At 63.4% G+C, this 25,037-nt stretch carries 18 protein-coding genes; 9 read left to right on the forward strand and 9 right to left on the reverse strand.

Annotation, left to right across the window (positions count from 1 at the left end; genetic code table 11):
- Positions 1–40 precede the first annotated feature (40 nt).
- The 4 genes from IDM28_RS20875 to IDM28_RS23975 all read left to right on the forward strand — a co-directional run bounded on the left by IDM28_RS20875 (position 41) and on the right by IDM28_RS23975 (position 4,212).
- Positions 41–1,153 carry a PepSY-associated TM helix domain-containing protein gene (locus IDM28_RS20875; RefSeq protein ID WP_188036794.1) on the forward strand — a complete coding sequence of 371 codons (1,113 nt, stop codon included), beginning with the start codon at positions 41–43 and terminating at the stop codon, positions 1,151–1,153.
- A gap of 42 nt (positions 1,154–1,195) precedes the next feature.
- Positions 1,196–1,330: a hypothetical protein gene (locus IDM28_RS23965; protein WP_262500176.1), complete on the forward strand. Its 135-nt coding sequence runs from the start codon at positions 1,196–1,198 to the stop codon at positions 1,328–1,330.
- 71 nt (positions 1,331–1,401) lie between these two features.
- Entirely contained in the window at positions 1,402–2,361 is a 960-nt protein-coding gene (locus IDM28_RS23970) for a hypothetical protein (RefSeq protein ID WP_262500177.1), read from the forward strand.
- Positions 2,362–2,364: 3 nt separating this feature from the next.
- Positions 2,365–4,212 carry a dermonecrotic toxin domain-containing protein gene (locus IDM28_RS23975; protein ID WP_316937020.1) on the forward strand — a complete coding sequence of 616 codons (1,848 nt, stop codon included), beginning with the start codon at positions 2,365–2,367 and terminating at the stop codon, positions 4,210–4,212.
- Here the strand turns inward: IDM28_RS23975 and IDM28_RS20885 are convergent.
- The 8 genes from IDM28_RS20885 to glnE form a co-directional block, all read right to left on the reverse strand.
- Positions 4,185–5,627 (reverse strand): lipopolysaccharide kinase InaA family protein, encoded by a 1,443-nt coding sequence (locus IDM28_RS20885; RefSeq protein ID WP_188036795.1) that lies wholly within the window; start codon positions 5,625–5,627, stop codon positions 4,185–4,187. The two genes, IDM28_RS23975 and IDM28_RS20885, sit on opposite strands and share 28 nt — an antisense overlap.
- Positions 5,627–6,379, reverse strand: a complete 753-nt coding sequence (locus IDM28_RS20890; RefSeq protein WP_181089452.1) for a lipopolysaccharide kinase InaA family protein — start codon at positions 6,377–6,379, stop codon at positions 5,627–5,629. Before IDM28_RS20890 ends, IDM28_RS20885 begins: the two co-directional genes overlap by 1 nt.
- A complete protein-coding gene (locus IDM28_RS20895) occupies positions 6,376–7,110 on the reverse strand; it encodes a lipopolysaccharide kinase InaA family protein (RefSeq protein ID WP_101322443.1) in 735 nt (244 codons plus the stop codon). Before IDM28_RS20895 ends, IDM28_RS20890 begins: the two co-directional genes overlap by 4 nt.
- The gene (rfaP, locus tag IDM28_RS20900; RefSeq protein WP_101322444.1) at positions 7,110–7,916 is read right to left on the reverse strand and encodes a lipopolysaccharide core heptose(I) kinase RfaP; all 807 of its coding nucleotides are present in this window, start codon (positions 7,914–7,916) and stop codon (positions 7,110–7,112) included. The genes IDM28_RS20895 and rfaP overlap by 1 nt, the downstream gene beginning before the upstream one ends.
- Positions 7,913–9,037 carry a glycosyltransferase family 4 protein gene (locus IDM28_RS20905; protein ID WP_188036796.1) on the reverse strand — a complete coding sequence of 375 codons (1,125 nt, stop codon included), beginning with the start codon at positions 9,035–9,037 and terminating at the stop codon, positions 7,913–7,915. The genes rfaP and IDM28_RS20905 overlap by 4 nt, the downstream gene beginning before the upstream one ends.
- Complete coding sequence (gene waaC, locus IDM28_RS20910; protein WP_150573398.1) at positions 9,037–10,095, reverse strand: lipopolysaccharide heptosyltransferase I; 1,059 nt, start codon at positions 10,093–10,095, stop codon at positions 9,037–9,039. The genes IDM28_RS20905 and waaC overlap by 1 nt, the downstream gene beginning before the upstream one ends.
- Positions 10,096–11,145 (reverse strand): lipopolysaccharide heptosyltransferase II, encoded by a 1,050-nt coding sequence (gene waaF / locus IDM28_RS20915; protein ID WP_188036797.1) that lies wholly within the window; start codon positions 11,143–11,145, stop codon positions 10,096–10,098.
- 327 nt (positions 11,146–11,472) lie between these two features.
- Positions 11,473–14,406: a bifunctional [glutamate--ammonia ligase]-adenylyl-L-tyrosine phosphorylase/[glutamate--ammonia-ligase] adenylyltransferase gene (glnE, locus tag IDM28_RS20920; protein ID WP_188036798.1), complete on the reverse strand. Its 2,934-nt coding sequence runs from the start codon at positions 14,404–14,406 to the stop codon at positions 11,473–11,475.
- A 383-nt stretch (positions 14,407–14,789) separates the two neighbouring features.
- On the opposite strand from glnE, the gene aceE reads away from it, so the two are divergent.
- From aceE to IDM28_RS20945, 5 genes are all read left to right on the forward strand, one after another.
- Positions 14,790–17,435, forward strand: a complete 2,646-nt coding sequence (gene aceE / locus IDM28_RS20925) for a pyruvate dehydrogenase (acetyl-transferring), homodimeric type (RefSeq protein ID WP_103435242.1) — start codon at positions 14,790–14,792, stop codon at positions 17,433–17,435.
- Positions 17,436–17,448: 13 nt separating this feature from the next.
- Positions 17,449–19,089, forward strand: coding sequence for a dihydrolipoyllysine-residue acetyltransferase (aceF, locus tag IDM28_RS20930; protein WP_188036799.1), 1,641 nt, complete (start codon positions 17,449–17,451; stop codon positions 19,087–19,089).
- A 252-nt stretch (positions 19,090–19,341) separates the two neighbouring features.
- Entirely contained in the window at positions 19,342–22,035 is a 2,694-nt protein-coding gene (locus IDM28_RS20935; protein ID WP_150570454.1) for a putative bifunctional diguanylate cyclase/phosphodiesterase, read from the forward strand.
- A 97-nt stretch (positions 22,036–22,132) separates the two neighbouring features.
- Positions 22,133–22,798, forward strand: a complete 666-nt coding sequence (gene msrA, locus IDM28_RS20940; protein WP_188036800.1) for a peptide-methionine (S)-S-oxide reductase MsrA — start codon at positions 22,133–22,135, stop codon at positions 22,796–22,798.
- 9 nt (positions 22,799–22,807) lie between these two features.
- On the forward strand, positions 22,808–23,431 hold the full coding sequence (locus tag IDM28_RS20945) for a glutathione S-transferase (RefSeq protein WP_181089459.1): 624 nt from the start codon (positions 22,808–22,810) through the stop codon (positions 23,429–23,431).
- A gap of 105 nt (positions 23,432–23,536) precedes the next feature.
- On the opposite strand, the gene creD is transcribed toward IDM28_RS20945, so the two are convergent.
- A complete protein-coding gene (gene creD / locus IDM28_RS20950; RefSeq protein ID WP_188036801.1) occupies positions 23,537–24,865 on the reverse strand; it encodes a cell envelope integrity protein CreD in 1,329 nt (442 codons plus the stop codon).
- Positions 24,866–25,037 lie beyond the last annotated feature (172 nt).

Consider the following 25,037-nt stretch of genomic DNA (forward strand, 5'->3'; position numbering starts at 1 on the left):
GGCGCCGCTCCCGACGCCCCCCTGGCAACCCGGAAACGCGATGAAAAGCCTAACCCTGCGCCGCTGGTCCACGGTCCATACCTGGAGCAGCCTGATCTGCACACTGTTCCTGCTCCTGCTGGCGATCACCGGCCTGCCGCTGATCTTCCATCACGAACTGGAACACTTGCTCGGCGACGCCCCCGTACTGCGCCAGATGCCTGCCGATACCCCGCACCTGGACCTGCAGCAACTGGTGCTCAAGGCAGAACAGTATCGTCCTGGCGAAGTCATGCAGTACTTCGGCTATGACGAGGACGAGCCCAACGGCGTAGTCGCCATCACTGCCGCCACGGCAGGCAGCGATCCCAACGACTCGCACACCTTCATGCTCGATGCGCGCACCGGCGAAGCCGTGCCCATGCCGGCTGCCAACGGCGGCTTGATGATGACTATCCTGCGCCTGCACGTGGACATGTTCGCAGGGCTTGCCGGCAAACTATGGCTGGCGTTCATGGGCCTGTTGTTCGTCGTCGCGATCATCTCCGGCACAGTGCTGTATGCGCCGTTCATGCGCCGCTTGCCGTTCGCCAGCGTGCGCCAGGACAGATCGCCGCGCCTGCGCTGGCTCGACCTGCACAACCTGATCGGCATCGTGACCCTGACCTGGGCGCTGGTGGTTGGCGTCACCGGGGTGATCAGTGCCTGTGCTGACCTGGTCATCGCCGCCTGGCGCAACGACAGCCTGGCAGCAATGGTTGCACCCTACCGCGACGCGCCGCCGCTGGCCGAGCGTGCGTCGGCCAGCCAGCTGCTGCCGATCGCAACTGCCGCTGCACCGGGGATGCGTGCCGACTTCATCGCATTCCCCGGCACACGCTTCTCCAGTGAGCACCACTATGCCGTGTTCATGAACGGCGCCACGCATCTGACCTCGCACCTGTTCACCCCAGTCCTGATCGACGCCACCACCCTCGCCGTCACAGCAGTCGGCGAGCGGCCCTGGTACATGGACGCGATGGGCCTGTCGCAACCGCTGCACTTTGGCGACTACGGCGGACGGCCGATGCAGATCCTCTGGGCACTGCTCGACGTGCTGACCATCGTCGTGCTCGCCAGTGGCGTTTATCTCTGGTGGGGCAAGCGCCGTACCGGCGCGAAGGCCAAGCCATGAGCCATCGCTCGCAACCCACCTTGGCGGATCTTTACCTGGCCTGTGCTGATCGCGCTGCTGGGTGCAGGGGGGCTGTTCGCCGCGCTGCTGGGTGACGATGGCTGGGATGTTCTGGCCTGGGTCGGCCTGGGCATTCCTGGCGTGCTCGGCGTGCGGGCACTGATCAGGCGCAGTTGAGTTATCTGGCTACAACCACAGCAGGTTTGCCGTACCTAGGATGCAGGGTCCCCCATGACAAGGAGCGGGCCATGCAACCTCTCGAACTTATCCAAACACTCACCGGCCAGATCAAGGCGCTGCTCGAACTCCTGCCGGTCATCGAGCAGCCGCTGCACAATGATCTGCAGACGCGACGCAAGCTCCACAGCGACCTGGCCAGCTACTGGTCAGAACTCAATACTCAAGGCTTGAACCGCAAGCAGTCGCTGATCGCCCTGCGCCAGATTTACCTGCTGGCCGAAATCGACCTGCGCATCACTGACGACACGCTGAGCGCCGATCAGGCCGCACCGCTGCGCACTTGCATCGAGCAACCGCGCGCCTGGCAACGCCAGCAGATAGCGGCAGCACACCGACCTCAGGTCTACCGGCCCCTGCTGGTGAACCTGCAGCCCAACTGGCGCAGCTACCTGCCGGGGGTGATGGTGATCGTCGCGGGCACCCCTGAGGGCACGCTGCTCGACGCCGACAGCGAAACCGGCGAGGCACTGCTGTGCTGCCTGTCACAAGGCATCGAGGTATTTCCCTCGCTCAAGGCCTTGCATGACGAACTGTGCGAACGGCTGGACGACCCTCTACTCAACAGCACGTTGCTGCACCTGTACGCCGACCCGCAATCCGCCGAGCAGGCGCGTCTGGCTGAGCGTCTGCGTTATGAGTGGTATGCCGATGATCCGATCGAAGCGCAGGTACAGCAACTGATCGACACCCAGCGCCAGCGCCTGAACCTGCCGTCGCTATGGGGCGACGACCAGCCGTCATCGACCACCACGCGACACGCGCAGGTCATGGCGGCACTCAGGCTCGAGGATGATCTTGGTAGCAAGGCAACGCTGAACACGCGCTATTCGCGGTTACTGGAAAAACACATGCCGGCATGGCTGCGCGATGCTGACACGCAAAGCCTCAGCCACATCATGCAGACCATGCAGGAACTGGTGGTGGCCAGTGAAAGAGCAGCGGCTCCAGGCATCCCCACCCAAGCGTAGTTTATTCAGCAGAACGATCTCAGGACATGGACGCGAGCCCGCCTGCAAGAGCGACTACTCGATGATTTCGGCCTGCAACTGCTACCACAGGACATAACGGTGAGCATCACGCGCGCCCGCCAGGTCGGGCCGCAGCCCTACCCGTTCAACCCATCCCTGTTCATTACCTGGCAAGGCCTCAAACAGGTCGGCAATGAAACCATTGAGATGGTCACCGAGCGCTTGCCACTGGACGATCTGGCCTTGGTCAACCTCGCCTGGTTCAATTACGACTACTGGTTGACCGCCCGTGTCAGCCATACCGAGGCACGCACGCTGCCCCCGGAGCTGACGCCGGCCTACGTGAAGACACTGGTGCGCAGCCTCAATGCCGGCGGGCGCTATGCAGATTTTCTCTACACCCAACTGGTCGACTCGCGCACGGGCCGCTGGCGCCTGCTGGCCCATACTCGAATCAACCGCGCCCGAATGCGTGCCGAAGCGGTCAAGGCCCGGTATGCCGGGCACTTCGCCGAACATCGCGCCGAGCGTGGTTACCGCTGGGCAACGGCGGTACTGGACCAACCCCACAACGCGCTCCGCCCGCCGGTAGATGGCCATACGGTCGTGGTGCGGCAGCTACTGATCCAGGGCCATACGGTGCAGGGGGTGCTACTGATAAACACTGCACAAGGCAGTGTGCCGTCGTTTCTCATGTACACCCCAGGCGCGCCAGACCGACGCAACTGGCGCGAGTTTTCCAGCACCCGGCAATTGCTGCGCACCCTGCGCGACAAACCGGCGCTGCGCCAGTACCTGGCCGCTCGGCTACCACAGGTCGAGGAGAGCGAGCTGCAACGGCTGTTGCTCAAAGGGGGCCTGGGCAGTTCTCTACGCCTGCCAGCCATTCACGACGATCTGTTCTTCGCATTGTATATGGCAGAGGTCCGCGCCCAACTTGCAGCAGTCGACACCAGCAGCCGGACGACTCGCGAGGTCAATGTTCAGTCAGTCATCGACCTGTCCTGGCGGTTGCTGGACCTGATAAGCCTGGTACTGCCTGCCAAGCCCCTGATGGCATTATCGATCGGGCGAATGATCCTGGACATCTGCGATGGCATCCAGGCACACCAGCGAGGCGATATGGAAGGCGTGTTGCGCCATCTCTACAACACCATCAGCCATGCCACGGATGCGGGCGGCAGCTTCTTCGCTACCGGCGTCCTGCGCCGAGCGCTGCGCGGCTTGCCCAAGCAACCGCCACTGCCATTGCCGGCCCGCTACCAAGTCAATGTCGACACCAGCTCGTTGCGCTATCGCATCGATGGTGTGCATGACATCGGTGTCTACGAGCAGGTTTCGGCGTTTGGGGGCTTGTCGTTGTACTTCGTCAGGGACAACCACGGCAGTCATTACAAAGTCAGCTTCGATGGCGAACGCTGGCGGGTTATCGACCCTGAGCAACCGGATGCCTATCTACAGCAGCCGATCAAACGCCTGCGCAGCGGCGAGTGGGTGATCGATTCACCTGTGCTCTGGTATGACGGCCTGCCAGATCTGGCAGCGTTGTGTCATGACTGCCTGCTCACGCCAGCCCGCGCCGGCACCCCTTTGAGCAGCGCAGCGGGCTTGCACGCTGATGGCCAGCAGCTGTACCTGCAGACCCGCAGCGGGCAACTGGGCTTGCGCAGGCATTTGCTGGCAGACCAGTACCACCTGCTGATTCCCCCGGCTGAGCAGACAGGCGTCAAGCCTTGGGCGGTGCTGCGCTGGCAGGCGGACGAATGGCGCATCCGAGTGCGCCAGTCGGGCCGCAGCAGCGACTGGCTGGCGCTGCCCGAAGCCTATTCGGCGAGCCGCGGCAACAGCTGATCAATCCGCTTGTGCAAGGCGCTGTCACTCGGCCAGTTTCGCAGCATGCGCGCCCGGTCACGGGCATAGGCAGCCGCGAAGCTGAGTTGAGTGGCGTGCTGGCACATGGCGTCGAGGTCGATCAACGACCATTGGCCGTGCTGCCAGAACAAATTATGGCCTTTCATATCGCCATGGCTGATGCGCTCGCGGATCAACTGCTGCATCAACCTCAGCAAGGCCTGCAACTGCTCGTCGGGCGCATCGCCACTGGCGACGAAGGGCGCAAAACACTCGAGCAGATCCGGTCCATCGGCGTATTCGGTGACCAGATAGGCACGGCTGCGCAGGCCCATGACCCGTTGTTCAAGCACCGCCAGCGGCTTTGGCGTGGCGATGTCGAGAAAGCGCAGACGCTGCCCTTCGATCCACGAATGCCAGGCCCGGCTCGGGCGCCAGAAACGCTTCAACCAGTGCACGGTGTTCTTGATGTTGTAGCGCTTGAGCACCAGCGGCCGGCCGCCAACGTCGACCCGGGCAACACTTGCGGCGCCACCGGTCTTGTACAGGTGGCCTTGGTCGATCAGCGCATCGGCCTGCTCCAGCACCGGCTGCATGGCCGCCACTTCGCTACGATCGATAGCACGCAGGCCAGACAGGCTGCGTTCCACGCTGAACAGGGTGCACTCGCGACCGGCCTTGTCCAGGAAGTCCTTGAGGCGCCAGGCGCGAACCTTGTCGACCTGCTTCTGCAGGGCTTCCAGCGGCAGCGCGTGCTCACCGTTGGCCAGCAGGTAATGCACCAGCAGCTCTTCGGTGAACGGCTCGAGGCGCTTGGGCAACTGGGCGAAGAACACGCCGAGGTTTTCCAGCACGCGCGGGCGCGACAGATTTTGCCCCGGCGTCTCGGCCTTGATCCCGGCACCATCGATCAGGTACAGCTGGCCACCGTGGCGGAGCAGGTTATCCAGATGCAGATCAGCCTGCCACAAGCCCTTGGCGTGCATCTGCGCAACCGCCCCAAGCGCCTCTCCCAGTACCTGTTGCTGCTCATCGGCCAGCGGCGCCAGCGCCTCGACCTCAGCCCAGGCAGCGCCCAGGCTCTGGGCGTTTTCCAGGTACTCGAACAACAGCCAGCCGCCCTCGCCCTCTTGCAGACCGTCAGCCAGCAGTTGCGGAGTGGTCAAGCCTTGCGCGGCAATCAGCTTGACGCCATCCAGCTCGCGCTGAAAATGCCGTGCAGCATTGCTGCCGACCAGCAGCTTGGCCAGCACCGGCTTGCCGCGCCAAATACCAGCACCGACGTAGCGTTGCCCAGGCAGCACCCGCAGCAGGCTGAGCAGCTGCAGCTCAGCGCTGCCAGCAGCATCGGCCAAGGTAATGTTCAGCGGCAGGCTCGGCGTGCGCCCAGCCGCCTTGAGTTCAGACAAACGCATCAACGGGCCTCTTTTTCATGCTGGCGGCGCACCAGCCGCTGCAGCCAGGTAGTCACCAGCGGGCTGTCGGCCGGTTGCTGCAGATAGGCCGCCAGCAGACTGCGCACATCGCCTTCGCTCCAGGCGCGGGCACGGCGCAGCAAAGGTTCCAGATCTTTCAGCCGGTCGCGCATGCCAAGCAGCAGCGGCCGGGTCTTTTCCAGGTCGATCAGTTGCGCCTGCCAGCCTTCGCGGCGCTCGCGGAGGAAGATGTGCTTGGGATAGAAGCAACCGTGCACCTGGCCGGCGGCGTGCAAGGTACGCCCCAGTTGGCCGCAGGCCTGGAGGATGCCCAGGCGTTTTTCGGCGGCCAGTTGCGGCCACTGCGCCAGCAGGCTGTCGAGGTCGTTCCACTCATCCAGGGCGCGAGTCATGAGCATCGCGCGGTGCTCGCCGTTACCCTTGCGCTCACCGTAGAACACCGCCTGCAAGGCCGGGATCTTCAGCTTCTGGTAGCGCGTGATATTGCGAAACTCGCGGGCAAATGTCGGCTCACCGAAGGGCCGATGCAGGGTGCGAGTGAAGTAGTTGAGCTGGCGTTTGAGGTAGTAGCCCTTGCCCTCCAACTCCAGGCGAAACACGCTGCTCCAGCCGCCACGGCCGGTATTGGGTTCGTCCACCGCATCGAGTTGCAGCGCCCACAGCGCTTCGAAATCGTTCAAGCCGTGGCGTTGCAGCAGGGCAAGCTCGCTGCTGGCCAGATAGTCGGTCATTCCCTTCCCTCGAAAAAGCGCACCACTTCGCGTACCCGCCGTTTATCGCTCGCGTTCAACCGCTGGTGCCCACGGTACTGCAGGTAGAAGCGCAGGCGCTGAGTCGCCGACAGGTGATACTTGGCGACCTTGTCCAGGCAGGCCAGGTCCTTGATCACTCGATGGCGGAGCATGAAGCCGCGCCAGAAATCGCCGGTCGGGCAATCGATGAAGAATAGCGTGCCCTGATCGTCCACCAGCAGGTTGCGCCACTTCAGATCGTTATGGGTGAAGTGGTTGTCGTGCATGACCCGCGTATGCCGGGCCAACTGACGGCTGACGTGGTCGACCCAAGCGCGGTCGGCCAGGCGCGGATCATTGCGCTTGGCCAGTTCGGACAGGTCTTCGGTACGCGGCAGCTCGCGGGTGATCATCGCCCCACGGCCAAAGGCCAGGCCATTGCGCTCCAGGCCCCAGCCGATCACTTCGGCGGTGGGAATGCCCCACTTGGCGAACTGCTTGAGGTTCTGCCACTCGGCCTTGATCCGCGGCCGGCCCAGGTAGCGGCGCAAGTGCTTGCCGGCGCCGGTATAGCGTTTGACGTAGTAGTACACGCCATCGCGCTGGATCCGCACCACTTCGCTGAGCGGGTCGCGGGTCAGGCGCTCGCCGTCGATGGCGAACACTGCCTCGAGGCTGCCGAAATCTGCTGCCAGGTGTTGATACTCCGGCAGCAGCGTCCAGCCCGCCATCAGAGTGCATCCCCGTAGCGTTGTTTGCGCGCGTACAGTTTCTGCGCCTTGCCTTCGAGCCAGGCCAGCAGGCGCGCCTCCTCGGTGAGGATCTGACGCAGCGGCTGCTGGAAGTAACCGCGCAGGAAGCGCAGCTTGTCGCGCCGGGTCAGGCCGATATCCAGCGCCGAGAAGTACAGCGCGGCCAGGTCCTTGTCGCGCCAGCGGCGGCTGATGCTGCTGCGGGTCTGGGCGCGGTGCAGGTCGATTACCGACAGTTTGAAGTCGTCGGCACTCACCGGGCGATCAGTATGCAGAAGGAAATGGCAGATGTAGCAGTCGCGGTGGTTGACCCCGGCGCGGTGCATGCCGCCGGTCATCTTCGCCACTTCGGCGATCAGCGCGTGTTTGAGGCGCGGCAGCGGCGGCTGCTTGACCCAGTCGATGCTGAAGTCTTCCAGGCTGATGGTCGGCGCCAGCTCTTCGGTGATGATGAACGAATGCTGCTGCGCCGGATTGCTGCCGCGCTCGCCATAGGCGACTGCGGTCATGGTCGGCACGCCGACTTCATGCAGGCGCTGGATGGCGCGCCATTCCTGGCCGGCACCGAGTACCGGCAGCTTGGCGCTGAACAGGTTCTTGAAGATCTCGCCCCAGCCGATGCCACGGTGAATCTTGACGAAGTAACCTGCGCCCTCGACCTCGGTGCGCAGCGTGCGCCGGCCTTCCAGTTCGCGGAACACTTCGCCCTGCAGTTGCTCGGCGGCCTCGAAGGCATCGCGCCCGGCCCACAGCCGTTGGAACGGCTGCGCCAATATCAGCTTCATGCGCGCTCCTGGTTGAGGATCACATCGGCGGCATGCTGCGGCATGCTGTAGAGGTCGGCGCTGTCGGCGAACGCCAGGCCATTGCGCGACCAGGCCGCACGGGCCTCGCCGTCTTCGAGCATGCGTTGCAGGTAGCGGTCGAGCTGCTCCTGCGCGAACGGCTCATCAAGCACCAGACCGCTGTCGGCCTCGGCGATGTAATGGGCATAACCGCATACTTTCGAGACCAGCACCGGCAAGCCGGCGACCAGCGCTTCGAGCAGCACGGTGCCGGTGTTTTCGTTGTAGGCCGGGTGAATCAGCAGGTCAGCACCCAACAGGAAGCGCGGGATATCGCTGCGCCCCTTGAGAAATTGCACCTGCTCGCCCAGGCCCAGCCCGGCACTTTGCAGCTGGAACACTTTGGGGTCGTCCTGGCCGATGACCATCAGCCGGGTGCGCTTGCGCAACGCCGCCGGCAGCGCAGCCAGCGCCTTGAGGCTGCGGTCGACGCCCTTGGTCTTGAAGCCGGAGCCGATCTGCACCAGCAGCAGGTCATCGTCAGCAAGCTTGAACTCCTGACGGAACTGCGCACGGATTTCAGCGGCGTTGGCCGGTGCCCGACGGTCCTGGGAAATCCCTGGTGGCAGCAGATGAAAACGCTCCACCGGTGTACCGTAGTGTTTGATGAACAGCGGCTGCTGCACTTCGGAGATCATCAGGATCTCGGTGCGGGCATCCTTGGCGAACACCGCACGCTCGTATTCGGCGAAGTGGCGGTAACGGCCCCAGCGCCGGTACAGGCTGCCGCGCAGGGTCTGCGCCTTGTCTTCGAAGCAGCCGTCGGCAGCGTAGTAGACGTCCAGTCCGGGCATCTTGTTGAAGCCGATCAGGCGGTCGACCGGGCGCTTGGCCAGGTCAGCGGCCATCCAGGCGCTGAGCTTCTCGTTGCGGCGATGGTTGAAGATCGCCTTGACCGGCGCCACCAGCACTTCGAAGCCAGGCGGAACCTCACCCTCCCAGATCAGCGTATAGACGCGGATCTGATGACCACGCTGCTGGCACTCCAGGGCAATGCGCATGAAGTCACGCTGCAGCCCGCCAAACGGGAAGTATTTGTACAGTACGAAAGCCAGTTGCATTAACGAACATCCTCAGCCAGCAGCAACGCGCTCAAGCGGCTCGCCACATGCTCGGGATTCAGGCGAGTGAAGCACAGCGGCCACTCGCGTTTGATATCGAACCGGCGCAGATCCTCGGCGCTCGGTTTATAGGTGCACTTCTTTTGCAGGCAGGGCGCGCAAGGGAAGTCGCTGGCCTGGTGGACCTGGACACGTCCGTAGGCGCCGGTCAAACCAGGGTTGGTGGGTCCAAACAGGGAAATGGTCGGTACATCCAGTGCTGCAGCCAGATGACCCAGGCCGGTATCCACCGCCACGCAGGCCTTGGCTGCGGCCAACACGCGAGCCACCCCTACCAGATTCAATTTGGGCAGTACCTGGCAATTACTCAAGCCCTGGGCGATGCGCTCGGCACGGTCTTTTTCGGCCTGATTGCCCCACGGCAGGCAGACCTGCAGGTTGCGCCGGCCCATGCGTTCGGCCAACTCGCGCCAGTAGGCCTCTGGCCAATGCTTGGTTGCCCAGGTCGTGCCATGCAGGAACACCACGAACGGCGCCGTGGGTGGCAATTGCAGACGGTCGAGGTCCAGGCCGTAGTTGCCGATGCCTTCGGGCAGGTCGTAAGCCAGCGCCAGGGCAAACAGCTGGCGCAGGCGCTCCACCGCATGCTGGCCGACCGCAACCGACAACGGCCGGTCATAGAAGCGGCTGGACAGGCCTTCACGCGCCGAGAAGCGATCTAGCCCAGCCACCGGCGCCTTGACATAACGGGTCAGCCAGGCCGATTTGACCAGGCCCTGGGCGTCGATCACCAGGTCATACTGGCGCTCGCGCAGGCGCTGCTTGAAGGCTTTCCATTCACCGCTCTTGAGGGTCTGCCAGATGTTCTTGCGCCAGCGCCGTATCGCTACCGGAATCACCCGGTCTACCGCTGGGTGCCAGCTCGGGATCTCGGCAAAACCCTCTTCCACCACCCAGTCGAAACGGATGCCGGGGATGGCGTGGGCGGCATCGGTCAGCGCCGGCAAGGTATGAATCACGTCTCCCAACGAAGACGTCTTGATGATCAGAACCCGCACTCAGTCGACCTCAGCCAGAACATCGATACGGTTCGGCCCAGCCAGATTATGCAGCGCGGCAATGACCTTGCCCGGCTCAAGCAGACGCAGGCAGTTGTAATGACCAAAGCGGCAGGTGCGGTCGAAGCACGGGCTGCATTCCAGGCCCAGGCGGACCACTTCGACTTGTTCGGCCAAGGGCGGGGTGAAGCCCGGCGAGGTCGAGCCGTACACCGCCACCAGCGGGCGGTTAAGCGCCGCGGCGACGTGCATCAGCCCTGAGTCGTTGGAAACCACCGCATCGGCGCAGGACATCAGGTCGATGGCCTCGGCCAGCGAGGTTTCGCCGGAAAGGTTGTAAGACTCTTCGCGCAGGCCGGGGATCAACCGCTCGCGGATGGCTTCGCCAACCGGGTGGTCTTTCTTCGAGCCAAACAGCCAGACCTGCCAGCCCTGGCGGATCATGGCGTCGGCGACTTCGGCGTAGTGCTCGGCCGGCCAGCGCTTGGACTCGCCAAACTCGGCGCCCGGGCACAAGGCCAGGACCGGCCGGTCCAGCGCCAGGCCGAACTTGGCCAGCGCGGCGTCGCGGCTCGGCGCCTCGATCTGCAGGCTTGGCCGCGGATACGGCTGCGGCAGCTCGGCGCCGGGCGCATAGGCCAGGGCCATGAAGCGCTCGATCATCAGCGGGTAACGCGCCTTGTCCAGCTTGCGCACGTCGTTGAGCAACAGGTAGCGCATCTCGCCGCGCCAACCGGTGCGTTTGGGGATGCTGGCAAAGTACGGCACCAGCGCCGACTTCAACGAATTGGGCAACAGGATCGCCTGGTCGTACTGGCCCGCCAGCGACTTGCCGATCCGCCGGCGCGTGGCCAGCTCCAGCGCGCCGTGGCCGAGCGGGAAGCTCAAGGCCTGGCGCACTTCGGGCATGCGTTCGAGCAGCGGCCGGCTCCATTCGGGCGCCAGCACGTCGATCTCACACTCAGGGTGCTGCTGCTTCAGGCACTGGAACAAGGTCTGCGCCATTACCATGTCGCCGACCCAGCTGGGGCCAATGATCAGTATTCTCATGCTTTGTCCAGGAACGCTGGGGGAAAGTGCAGCACGGTCTCCCCTCTTTATATTCAGGCTAGGTGGCGTGCAGTGTACCACTGGTGGTGGAGCAAGGCTTTTAGCGCCTGTAACGCAAAAGAACACGAGCTCAGCACGCCGCTCATAACCCTGTGGGAGCGGGTTTACCCGCGAAGAGGCCGGTCGCACCCCCTATTTGTACGGCGAAGGCTTTGCCTTCGTTCGCGGGTAAACCCGCTCCCACAAGTTTTTGCGGCGCAGCCTAACCCTGTGGGTTTACCGGGACGCCGGACTGCCGCGAAGGGCCGCCCTGCGGCCCCAGCGATTTCAGCTCAAACCCAACTCACCCCAGATCCGGCGCACTTCGGCGCGTTCAGTGGCGAACTGCGCGGCGTCGATCACCCCGGCCTGCTTTTGCAGGGCCTGGCGGTGCGAGGCCGAGCGAAACGCCTTGTACACTTCTCGCAGCAATATTGCATCGCTGGCCGGCACCAGCCCGGCCTGTTCGAGTTCTTCGAGGATGCGGATGTTGTCGGTCCAGCGCAGCAGCGCCGGGTGCGCGTGCGACCAGGCCAGCGCCGCGTACTGGACCATGAACTCGATATCGACGATGCCGCCGGCATCTTGTTTGATATCGAACGGCACGCCAGCCTCGAAGGCATTGCTCGCAGTGCCTGCCGCAGTCTGCTTGGTGCCCAGGCTGCCGCGCATCTTGGCGCGCATCTCGCTGACCTCGGCGCGCAGTTTGTCCAGATCACGTGGCTGGCCGAGCACCCTCGCCCGCACCGCTTCAAACGCGCTCGCCACGTCCTTGCAGCCAACCAGCACCCGCGCCCGTACCAGCGCCTGATGCTCCCAGGTCCAGGCTTCCCCTTGCTGGTAACGCTCGAACGCACCGAGCGAGCTGACCAGCAAGCCGGCAGCGCCCGAGGGACGCAGGCGCATGTCGACGTCATACAGCTGGCCGGAGTTGGTCTGGGTGGTCAGCAGGTGAATGATGCGCTGGCCCAGACGGGTGTAGAACTGCGCGCTGTCGATCGGCTTGGCGCCGTCGGTTTCAGCCTGCGGATCGCCGTCATGGATAAACACCAGGTCGAGATCAGAGCCGTGGCCCAGCTCGATGCCGCCGACCTTGCCGTAACCGACGATGATGAAACCTGGATCACACAGGCTGCCATCGCTGCGTTTGGGCTGACCGTGACGGGCCACGGTCTGGCGCCAGGCCAGGGCCAGCACCTGGTCAAGAATCGCCTCGGCCAGCCAGGTCAGGTAGTCACTGACCTTCATCAATGGCAGGTTGCCGCTGATTTCCGAGGCAGCCACGCGCAGGCTGTGCGCCAGCTTGAAGTGGCGCAGGGCCTCCATCTGCTGCTCGAGGTCGTCTTCGGGGATGCGGGTCAGCCGCTCGCGTAGCTCGCTGGCCAATTCCGGCGCCAGCGGCGGGCTGAACAGACGGCCCTCGTTGAGCAGCTCATCGAGCAGCAGCGGATAGCGGGCAATCTGTTCGGCGATCCACGGGCTGGCTGCGCACAGCGTCAGCAGACGGCGCAGGGCACTTGGGTTCTCGGTCAGCAACACCAGGTACGCCGAGCGCCGCGCCACCGCCTCGACCAGCGGCAGTACCCGCTCCAATACCAAGTCGGGATTGTCGTGTTCAACGGCCTGAGCCAGCAGGCGCGGGATAAATGCATCCAGGCGTTCGCGGCCCAGGCGCTGCATCGAACGCAGCTGCGGGCTGGCGCGCAGCCCGGTCAAGCGGCGCAAGGCATCGGCTGGCTGGCCGAAGCCGGCTTCTTCAAGCTGGCGGCAGGCGGCCTCTTCATCCTGGGCCTGCTCCCACAGCGGCGACCATTCGCCACCCACCACCAGTTCGCCCTCGGCCTCGTCTTCATCCGGGTCAGCGATGACCTGGCGGAAGTGCCAGTCGATGCGTCCGCGCCAGTACATCAACTGGGCATGGAAGCTGTCCCAGTCGGCAAAGCCGAGGATGAACGCAACCCGCGCCCGATCGATGTCGCTGTCGGGCAACATCTGCGTCTGCCGGTCGGCAATGGCCTGGATGGCGTGTTCGGTATAACGCAGGAATTCATAGCCTTCGCGCAGCTCGGCAATCACTGCAGGCGGCAAATAGCCCTGCCCTTCAAGGGTGGCCAGCACCTTCAGCAGTGGCCGCTGCTGCAGGCTCAGGTCACGCCCACCATGGATCAGCTGGAAAGCCTGGGCGATGAACTCGACCTCGCGAATGCCACCCGCGCCCAGCTTGATGTTGTCGGCCATGCCCTTGCGCCGCACTTCCTGCTGAATCAGCTGCTTCATGGTGCGCAGCGCTTCGATTGCCGAGAAGTCCAAGTAGCGCCGGTACACGAACGGCCGCAGCATCTCCTGCAACTGGGCGCCGGCAGCCTGATCACCGGCCACAACACGCGCCTTGATCATGGCGTAGCGTTCCCAGTCGCGGCCCTGGTCCTGGTAGTACTGCTCCAGTGCATTGAACGACAGCACCAGCGCGCCGGCCGAGCCGTAGGGACGCAGGCGCATGTCGACGCGAAACACAAAGCCATCGACGGTGACCGGATCGAGTGCCTTGATCAGGCGCTGGCCGAGGCGGGTGAAAAACTCCTGGTTGTCCAGCGAGCGCTTGACCCCCTCGGTCTCGCCGCCCTCGGCAAAGGCGAAGATCAGGTCGATGTCCGAAGACAGGTTCAGCTCGACCGCACCCAGCTTGCCCATGCCCAGTACGACCATGTGCTGCGCCTCGCCACTGCGGTTGCCGATAGGCGTGCCGAACTGCTGGCAATGCCGCGGGTACAGCCATTGGTAAGCCTGATCGATGCAGGCGTCGGCCATATCTGACAGGTCGCGGCAGGTTTCCCCCAGCGCCGCCTGGCGGGTAATGTCGCGCCAGATGATGCGCATCTGCTGACGGTTGCGGGCCCGGCGCAGGTTGCGCGCCAGCTCTTCTTCGCTCTGCGCCGCCTGGGCCACTGCGGCAATCCGCGCGGTCATCTCGCCCGGCGCATAGGCCTGCTCCAGATCACCGCTGGCCAGCAGCTCGAGCAACATACCCGGCTCGCGCTGAGCCTGATCGAAGATGAACTCGCTGGCGGCAGCCACCTGCTCGAACTGCTGCCGATGCTCGGCGCTCAACGTAGACAGGCCAGGGTCGTCCTGACTGCTCAGCGCCTCGTTCAGCAGCTGTTGGTTACGGACGACCAGTGGTTGCAAGCCAGCGGGCAGATCGAGAGGCAAAGGCAGACGCATGGGCTATCCTTGATCGGCAACAAAGAGAGGGGTGTAATTGGCTACGGGGAAGCGGGACCGCGGTTGAAGTGTCATACAAAAGTTGTAAATAGCTGAAATCAACGAATCATTGGCATTAAATATCAAGATCCACCCGCCTCAGCTACATCGCCAACCAACATGAACGTTTTTCCCCACAAGCCAGGGTGCGACCAAACGTCGCATTTCTGTAGTATTACTACTACCCCGACCGTGTAAAAGCATGAAATGCGAAAGCTTTTGTAGTAAAACTACACGGCGCCGGGTCACACTCCGGTAATCCAAGAATTCACGACGTCTGCCCATAAGGCCAGTCGCAAACTCAGGCAGCCGATTCTGGTTGCCTTTCCGCCCTGGAGCAAGCCATGCAAGACCTCGATCCAATCGAAACCCAGGAATGGCTGGATGCCCTGGAGTCGGTCCTCGACAAAGAAGGCGAAGACCGCGCTCATTACCTGATGACCCGTATGGGCGAGCTGGCCACCCGCAGTGGTTCCCAGCTGCCGTATGCCATCACCACGCCATACCGCAACACCATCCCTGTCACCCACGAAGCACGCATGCCTGGCGACCTGTTCATGGAACGCCGCATTCGCTCGTTGGTGCGTTGGAACGCACTGGCCATGGTCATGCGCACCAACCTGAAGGATTCGGACCTGGGCGGACACATCTCGAGCTTTGCCTCCAGTGCCACCCTGTATGACATCGGCTTCAACTACTTCTTCCAGGCCCCGACCGACGAACACGGCGGCGACCTGATCTTCTTCCAGGGCCACGCCTCGCCTGGCGTCTACGCCCGTGCCTTCATGGAAGGCCGGATCAGCGAAGAGCAGATGAACAACTTCCGTCAGGAAGTGGATGGCAAAGGCCTGTCGTCCTACCCGCACCCATGGCTGATGCCTGACTTCTGGCAGTTCCCGACCGTTTCGATGGGTCTGGGCCCGATCCAGGCGATCTACCAGGCGCGCTTCATGAAGTACCTCGAAGCCCGCGGCTACATCCCGGCCGGCAAGCAAAAGGTCTGGTGCTTCATGGGCGACGGCGAGTGCGACGAGCCGGAATCCCTGGGCGCGATCTCCCTGGCTGGCCGCGAGAAGCTGGACAACCTGATCTTCGTCATCAACTGCAACCTGCAGCGCCTCGACGGCCCAGTGCGCGGTAACGGCAAGATCATCCAGGAACTCGAAGGCGTGTTCCGTGGCGGTGGCTGGAACGTCAACAAAGTGGTCTGGGGCCGTTTCTGGGACCCACTGCTGGCCAAGGACGTCGACGGTATCCTGCAACGTCGCATGGACGAAGTCATCGACGGCGAGTACCAGAACTACAAGGCCAAGGACGGCGCGTACGTCCGTCAGCACTTCTTCAACACCCCAGAGCTCAAGGCCATGGTCGAAGACCTGTCCGATGACGAGATCTGGAAGCTCAACCGTGGCGGCCACGACCCGTACAAGGTCTACGCGGCGTACCACCAGGCTGTGAACCACAAGGATCAGCCGACCGTCATCCTGGCCAAGACCATCAAGGGTTACGGTACCGGTGCTGGCGAAGCCAAGAACACCGCGCACAACACCAAAAAGGTCGACGTCGACAGCCTGCGTCACTTCCGTGATCGTTTCGACATCCCGGTCAAGGACGACGAGCTGGAGAACCTGCCGTTCTTCAAACCAGAAGAAGGCAGCGCCGAGGCCCGTTACCTGGCCGAGCGTCGCTCCGCCCTGGGTGGCTTCGTACCACAGCGCCGCGCCAAGAGCATGAGCATCCCGACCCCGCCCCTGGAAACCCTCAAGGCTATCCTGGACGGTTCGGGCGACCGTGAAATCTCCACCACCATGGCCTTCGTGCGGATCCTCGCGCAGCTGGTCAAGGACAAAGAGATTGGCCAGCGCATCGTTCCGATCATCCCGGACGAAGCCCGTACCTTCGGTATGGAAGGCATGTTCCGCCAGCTGGGCATCTACTCGTCGGTCGGCCAGCTCTACGAGCCAGTCGACAAAGACCAGGTGATGTTCTACCGCGAAGACAAGAAAGGTCAGATTCTCGAAGAAGGCATCAACGAAGCCGGCGCCATGTCGTCGTTCATCGCTGCCGGTACTTCGTACTCGAACCACAACCAGCCGATGCTGCCGTTCTACATCTTCTACTCGATGTTCGGCTTCCAGCGTATCGGTGACCTGGCCTGGGCCGCTGGCGACAGCCGCACCCGTGGCTTCCTGATCGGCGGTACCGCCGGCCGTACCACCCTCAACGGTGAAGGCCTGCAGCACGAAGACGGTCATAGCCACCTGCTGGCCGGGACCATCCCGAACTGCCGCACCTACGATCCAACCTACGGCTATGAGCTGGCGGTGATCATTCAGGACGGCATGAAGAAGATGACCGAAGAGCAACAGGACATCTTCTACTACATCACCGTGATGAACGAATCCTACCAGCAGCCGGCAATCCCGGCCGGTGTCGAGGAAGGTATCGTCAAGGGCATGTACCTGCTCGAAGAAGACACCCGCGACGCGGCACACCACGTTCAGCTGATGGGTTCCGGCACCATCCTGCGTGAAGTCCGTGAAGCTGCGAAGATCCTGCGCGAAGAGTTCAACGTCGGTGCCGACGTGTGGAGCGTTACCAGCTTCAACGAACTGCGTCGCGACGGCCTCGCCGTAGAACGCGCCAACCGCCTCAAGCCTGGCCAGAAGCCACAGCAGACTTACGTCGAGCAGTGCCTGACCGGTCGCAAAGGCCCGGTTATCGCATCGACCGACTACATGAAGATTTTTGCCGAGCAGATCCGTCAGTGGGTGCCGAGCAAAGAGTTCAAAGTCCTGGGTACCGATGGTTTCGGTCGCAGCGACAGCCGCAAGAAGCTGCGTCACTTCTTCGAAGTTGACCGTCACTTCGTGGTGCTGGCTGCCCTGGAAGCCTTGGCTGACCGTGGCGAGATCGAACCGAAGGTGGTAGCTGATGCCATCGTCAAGTTCGGCATCGACCCGGACAAGCGCAACCCACTGGACTGCTGAGGAGTATTTTTAAGTGAGCGAACTCATTCGCGTACCTGACATCGGCAGCGGTGAAGGTGAAATCATCGAGCTGTTCGTCAAGGTTGGCGACCGCATCGAGGCTGACCAGAGCCTGCTGACCCTGGAGTCCGACAAGGCCTCCATGGAGATTCCGGCGCCTAAAGCCGGCATCGTCAAAGAGCTCAAGGTCAAGCTGGGCGATCGCCTGAAAGAAGGCGACGAACTGCTGGTTCTGGAAGCCGAGGGCGCTGCGGCGTCCGAGGCTCCGGCCGCTGCTGCGCCTGCCGCCGAACAACCTGCTGCCGCGCCTGCGCCAGCCGCCGAGGCTGCTCCTGCGCCGGCCGCAGCTCCTGCTGCTGCCACCGTGCAGGACATCCACGTGCCGGACATCGGCTCGTCGGGCAAGGCCAAGATCATCGAAGTACTGGTCAAGGCCGGCGACACCGTCGAAGCTGACCAGTCGCTGATCACCCTGGAGTCCGACAAGGCCTCCATGGAGATCCCTTCGCCTGCCGCTGGCGTGGTTGAAGAAGTGATCGCCAAGCTGGACGACGAAGTCGGCACCGGTGACCTGATCCTCAAGTTGAAGATCGCTGGCGCCGCACCTGCTGCGGCCCCTGCCCAGGCGGCTGCCGCACCGGCCAAGGCTGAGGCTGCTCCGGCTGCCGCACCTGCCGCCGCACCGGCTCCAGCTGCTGCACCGGCCCAGGCTGCTGCCCCGGCTGCTGCCAGCAACGCCAAGGTCCATGCCGGCCCTGCGGTACGTCAGCTGGCCCGTGAATTCGGTGTCGAGCTGGGCGCTGTTTCGGCTACTGGCCCGCACGGTCGCATCCTCAAGGAAGACGTGCAGGTCTACGTCAAGGCGATGATGCAGAAGGCCAAGGACGCGCCGGCCGCCGCCGGTGCAACCGGTGGTGCTGGTATCCCGCCGATCCCGGTGGTCGACTTCAGCAAGTTCGGTGAAGTCGAAGAAGTGGCCATGACCCGCCTGATGCAGGTCGGCGCTGCCAACCTGCACCGCAGCTGGCTCAACGTGCCGCACGTGACTCAGTTCGATTCGGCTGACATCACCGAGCTGGAAGCCTTCCGTGTCGCGCAAAAAGCCGTAGCGGAAAAGGCCGGCGTCAAGCTGACCGTACTGCCGCTGCTGCTCAAGGCCTGCGCCCACCTGCTCAAGGAGCTGCCGGACTTCAACAGTTCGTTGGCGCCAAGCGGCAAAGCGATCATCCGCAAGAAGTACGTCAACGTCGGTTTCGCCGTCGACACCCCGGATGGTCTGCTGGTCCCGGTCATCAAGAACGTCGACCAGAAGAGCCTGCTGCAACTGGCTGGCGAAGCTGCGGCACTGGCTGAAAAAGCCCGTACCAAAAAGCTTTCGGCCGACGAGATGCAGGGCGCCTGCTTCACCATCTCCAGCCTCGGTCACATTGGCGGCACTGGCTTCACGCCGATCGTCAACGCGCCGGAAGTGGCGATCTTGGGTGTATCCAAGGCAACCATCCAGCCAGTCTGGGATGGCAAGGCCTTCCAGCCCAAGCTGATGCTGCCGCTGTCGCTGTCGTACGATCACCGTGTGATCAACGGCGCCGCTGCTGCGCGCTTCACCAAGCGCCTGAGCGACTTGCTGGGTGATATCCGCACCATCCTGCTGTAATGCTGCAACTGCTGCCCCGGCACATGCCGGGGCAGCAGACACCACTTTCGAGCTGCCACGCTCGTACCTCAACCCCGCTCCTGGCGGGGCTTTTTTTTGCCCGCAAAACTGCAACCGGCTGCAGAAACTCACACCCCTGCCGATAAACTGCCAATAGCCCGACATGGCCGCTTGCCAGCCTTCGGGACATGATGCAACCTTGCCAGATGCGCTGCCTGCCAGGCCCTGTCACCCTCTTCAAGCGAGTCTTCGATGAAAAGCCAACCCGATGCCGCGACCCGAGTGGCGGCCGAGGTCGTGACCCAGCTACCCGTGCCCTCGCGGCTGGGCATGCTGCGTTTCGAAAGGCTCAACGAAGCCAACTGGGCGATGCTCTACCTGGACCCCAACTGCGACCGCCAATTCGGCTTGCCTGCCGCTGAGCTGTGCGCGTTGGTCAGCTCGCCGTATGCCAGCCTGATGGAGCCCGAAGCACGCTATCGCCTGCATGACGAGATCCAGCTGCAGCTGTCGCGCCGTGGTCATTACCGGGTGCGCTACACCCTGCACGTTGGCCCGGCGCCATTGCGTTTGCTCGAGTGCGGCGAAGTCTACAAGCAGCATGGCCGGCAGCTGCTGCGCGGGTACCTGACAGTGCTCGATGATCACGCCGAAGACAGCATCAACATGACCGCCAGCGACCTGGAAACCCGCAACAACCGCCTGCAGATCGCTCTGCAGCTGAACCAGCGCGCGCAGCAGGAACAGCTAGAGCATCTGGAGCGGGTACGAGCCCAGCAAGACTTGATTCTGCGCCTGGCGCGGCAGCGCTACAGCGCCGACAACTCGCTGCTCGAAGCCGCCGAGCTGATCACCCGCAGCGCCTGTGAAATCTACAACGTCGACTGCTCGAGCATCTGGTACCTGCATGACCAGCAGCTGGAGCCGATTACCGCTTGGTACCGGCTTGACCAGGAGCACCGCCTACCGGCCCCGATCGACGCCAGCCAGTTCCCCGACTACATCGAAGCGCTGCATGCCAGCCGCGCCATCGACGCGCACAACGCCAGCCACGACCCGCGCACCCGCGACATGGCGCAGAGCCTGTTCCCGGCCTCCGACAACGCCATGCTCGACGCCAGTATCCGCGTCGACGGCCAGGTAGTCGGCGTGCTGTGCCTGGAGCAAACCGGCATGCCGCGGGCCTGGCAGTCGGATGAAATCGCTTTTGCAGGCGAGCTCGCCGACCAGTTCGCCCAGGTCATCACCAACCACAACCGGCGTACCGCTGCCAGCGCGTTGCACCTGTTCCAGCGCGCGGTCGAGCAGAGCGCCAGCGCCTTTTTGCTGGTCAACCGCGACGGCGTGGTCGAGTACGTCAACCCAAGTTTCACCGCGATCACCCAGTACAGCACCGATGAGGTCCAGGGCCATCGCCTGTCCGAACTGCCGGCCCTGGAAAACCTCAGCGAGCTGCTGTTCGATTCGCCGTCGAGCCTGGATATGGGCAACAGCTGGCAGGGCGAATTCAAGAGCCGGCGCAAGAACCTCGAACCCTACTGGGGTCAGCTGTCGATTTCCAAGGTGTACGGCGACAACCGCGAGTTGACCCACTACATCGGCATCTACGAAGACGTCACCCAGAGCAAGCTGGCTCAGCAGCGCATCGAGCGCCTGGCCTACACCGACAACCTGACCAACCTGGGCAACCGCCCGGCGTTCATTCGCAACCTCGATGAGCGCTTCAGCCGCGACAGCGCCAGTTCGCTGTGCCTGCTGCTGGTCGACATCGACAACTTCAAGCGGATCAACGATAGCCTTGGCCACCAGACCGGCGACAAGCTGCTCGTGAGCCTGGCCCGACGCCTGCGCAACAGTCTGACAGTCGGCGGCATCCTTGCGCGCTTTGCCAGTAACGAATTTGCCGTGCTGCTTGACCACACCAGCCTGGAGGGCGGCCAGAGCATTGCCCTGCAACTGCTGCGCACCCTCGACAAGCCGATGTTCGTCGACAACCAGCTGATCAACGTCACCGCCTCGGTCGGCCTGGCCTGCGCGCCGCTGCACGGCAGCGACCCGCAGACCCTGATGAAAAACGCCGGCCTCGCCCTGCACAAGGCCAAGGCCAACGGCAAGCATCAGGTGCAGGTGTTCACCGAAGTGCTCAACGCCGAAGCCAGCTACAAGCTGTTCGTCGAGAACAACCTGCGCCGCGCCCTGACCCAGAACGAGCTGGAGGTGTTCTACCAGCCCAAGCTGTGCCTGCGCAGCGGGCGCCTCCTCGGGCTGGAAGCATTGCTGCGCTGGAACCACCCGGAGCGCGGCATGATCCGCCCGGATCAGTTCATCAGCGTGGCCGAAGAAACCGGCCTGATCATCCCCATCGGCAAGTGGGTGGTGCGCCAGTCGTGCCGCATGAGCCTTGAACTGAGCGCCGCTGGCCTGGGTGACCTGCACGTCGCCATCAACCTTTCACCCAAGCAGTTTTCCGACCCTGAGCTGGTCAGCTCGATCGGCTCGATCATCAAGGAAGAAGGCCTGCCTTCGCACTTGCTGGAACTGGAGCTGACCGAAGGCTTGCTGCTTGAGGCGACCGAAGACACCCACCGCCAGCTGATCGAACTGAAGGCGTTGGGGCTGACCCTGGCGATGGACGACTTTGGTACCGGCTACTCGTCGCTGAGCTACCTGAAGAAATTCCCGATCGATATCATCAAGATCGACCGCAGCTTCATCAACGAAATCCCGGACAACCAGGACGACATGGAAATCACCTCGGCGGTGGTGGCCATGGCCCACAACCTCAAGCTCAAGGTAGTCGCCGAGGGCATCGAGACCCCTGCGCAGCTGGCCTTCCTGCGCCGCCATCGCTGTGACGTCGGCCAGGGCTACCTGTTCGATCGGCCAATCCCCGGCCGCGAACTGGTTGAGCGCCTCAAGCGCTACCCGCGCGGACCAGTGGCCTGACAGCGCGCTCAGTCTCGGGCACTATACAAGTCATTCGGGCCGCAGCAGCGCGCTGACGGCCCCTGCCTACATCTACTGAATATACAGAGGAGCGGCCATGGTCCTGCGTTCGGAAATCCTGGTGAACAAAAACGTCCTGCCTACTGCGGAACAGGCCCTGCCTGGCCGCGAGACGCCGATGAGCCTGCCCGAGATGCATTACGTCTTCAACGAGACGCCGCTGCTTGGGCCGTTCTTCCAGAACGTCGATTTCGCCATCTTTGGCCTCGGTTGCTTCTGGGGCGCCGAGCGCCGCTTCTGGCAGCGCGAAGGCGTGGTCAGCACGGTGGTCGGCTATGCCGGCGGCTTCACTCCGAACCCAACCTACGAAGAAGTCTGCTCGGGCCTGACCGGCCACACCGAAGTGGTGCTGGTCGTGTTCGACAAGGACAAGGTCAGCTATCAGGAGCTGCTGGCGATGTTCTGGGAGCTGCACAACCCGACCCAGGGCATGCGCCAGGGCAACGACGTCGGCACCCAGTACCGTTCGGCGATCTTCTGCACCAGCCCCGAGCAGCTCGAGCAAGCCAACGCGAGCAAAGCGGCCTACCAGGCTGAGCTGGACAAGGCCGGCTTTGGCTCGATCACCACCGAGATCGAGCAGGCGCCAACGGTGTACTTCGCCGAGGCCTACCACCAGCAATATCTGGCCAAGAACCCCAACGGCTACTGCGGCATCGCTGGCACCGGCGTGTGCCTGCCGCCCAGCCTGCAAGGCAACTGAGGCCCGGCCATGAGCACGATGACCCTGTTCCACTCGCCGCTGTCGCCGTTCGTGCGCAAGGTCATGGTGGTGCTGCACGAAACCGGGCAACTGCCGCGGGTACAGTTGCAGGCAGTGAATATCAGCCCGGTGGCTGGCGACGCGCAACTCAATCAGGACAACCCGATCGGCAAGATCCCGGCCTTGCGCCTGGAAGACGGCACTGTGCTGCATGACAGCCGGGTGATCTGCGAGTACCTCGACAGCCAGCACGTCGGCACCCCGCTGATCCCGCGTGAGGGCTCGGCCCGCTGGCGCCGGCTGACCCTGGCGGCGCAGGCCGATGCGATCATGGATGCGGCGGTATCGAGCCGCTACGAGAGCTTCCTGCGCCCGCAGGACAAGCGCTGGGATGGCTGGCTCGAAGCGCAGAGCGAGAAGATCCGCCGCAGCCTGGCCAACCTGGAGCAGGAGCACCTGGCCGAGCTGATCTCCGGGTTCGACATGGTCGCCATCGGCGTCGCCTGCGCGCTGGGTTATCTGGACCTGCGCCAGCCTGAGTTCGGCTGGCGTGAGCGCCAGCCCGGCCTGGCGGCCTGGTACGCCGAAGTGTCGCAGCGGCCTTCGCTGCGCGCCACTGCGCCAGCTGCCTGACGACGGCAAAAGGGGCCGCAATGCGGCCCCTCTTTCAGCGCTGGCCTGGCGCAAACAGCAGGCCGATCTGCAGCGCCAGCCGGCGCCCCAGCTCACGTTCCTCCCTCATGCCGACCTCCCCACCCGCGACCAGTCCAGGCGCCGGGTCAGGACCATGAATACGCCGAGCAAGCCAAAGCACAGCAGCGAGCCCATCAACAGCGCGTAGTCCTCGGCGCTGAGCAACCCGAACAACATCGCGTAGAGCACCGCCAACCCGCCAGCGAAGCCCAACCCGCGCCAGACACTGCGCAGCACGTGGCTGAGGTAGAAGCCGATCAGCAGCACACAAGCCGACGCCGACAAACCATAGGCAGCGCCAAAGCCCAGGTGCTCGGACAGTGACAGCAACAGCAGGTAGAAGAACGCCAACGCCACGCCAACCAGCACGTACTGCACCGGGTGCACGCTGAGGTTTTTCAGCACCTCGAAGAGGAAGAATCCGGCAAAGGTCAGAGCAATGAACAGCAGCGCATATTTGATCGCCCGCTCGCTCTTGAGGTACTGGTCGACCGGGTCGACAAAGCTCACGCCAAAGGTGCGCTGCTTGTACTCACTACAGTCGGAGACCGTCGCACACTGGCGCAGGGCATCTTCCAGGTTGGTGGCAAAGAACGAGGTCTGCCAATGGGCCTTGAAGCCCTCACCGCTGATCTCGCGCCGGCTTGGCAAGTAACTGCCGACAAAGCTTGGGTGCGGCCAGTTGGCCTGCATGTCGACACTGCTGCTGCGCCCGATCGGCAGCACGTACAGCTGCCCGGTGCCTTGCAAGGCAAGCTCGAAGCCATAGGTGAACTCGCGCGCCTGCTGGCCATCGAACTGCGGCAACGGCACGTGCACACCGCCACGCATCCAGTCCAGACCGGTACCTGCAGCGAAAGGCAGGCGTTGATCATCCAGCTGCAGTTCCAGGTTGCTCTCGATGCCGCGGATGTCGCTGATGCCAACCACCAGGAACGGCTTGTCGAAACGGTAGTCCTCATAGTCCTTGTCGATGCCCCAACGCTCGGGCAGCTTGAACCGCCCGGCTATCTGACTCTTGGCGTGGAACAGCCGCGCCTGATAGATGCCGCGGGCGCGCAGTTCGGTATCAATGTTGATGTCAGCGTCGAACGTCTCCGGCAGGAAGTACAACTGGCCGTTAACGGTGACCGTCTCCTGTACGCTCTGGCCGTCTTTGTCGATCCAGCGCCGCTCGTACTTGCGGTACGGCACCACCAGCAGTGGACCGGAGATCAGCTGATCGAAGCTTGAGCTCTGGGCGATGTCGGCCAGCACATTGTCGCGCAGGTTCTGCCGGTCCTCGATCAGGCCACCGATCATCAGCAGCGGTATCAACAGCAGCAACATCAGCAAGGCGATCATGCCGAGCTTGAAACTCAGGGTCTTGTTCATGGGTGGAGGCTCCGTTGGCGATGGGCACAGTCTGTGCCGCACCTGTGGAGCCAGCAGGGAGCCAATGTGGAGATTGCGTGGAGATACTGTGGTGAGTTGCAGTTACCAGCTTCACCGCCGACACCGCCGGGCCAGCTACGCTGGCCTTTCGCGACACAAGGCCGCTCCTACA

The sequence above is a fragment of the Pseudomonas sp. EZ-C24 genome (assembly GCF_014525325.1).
GTDB lineage: Bacteria > Pseudomonadota > Gammaproteobacteria > Pseudomonadales > Pseudomonadaceae > Aquipseudomonas > Aquipseudomonas shirazensis.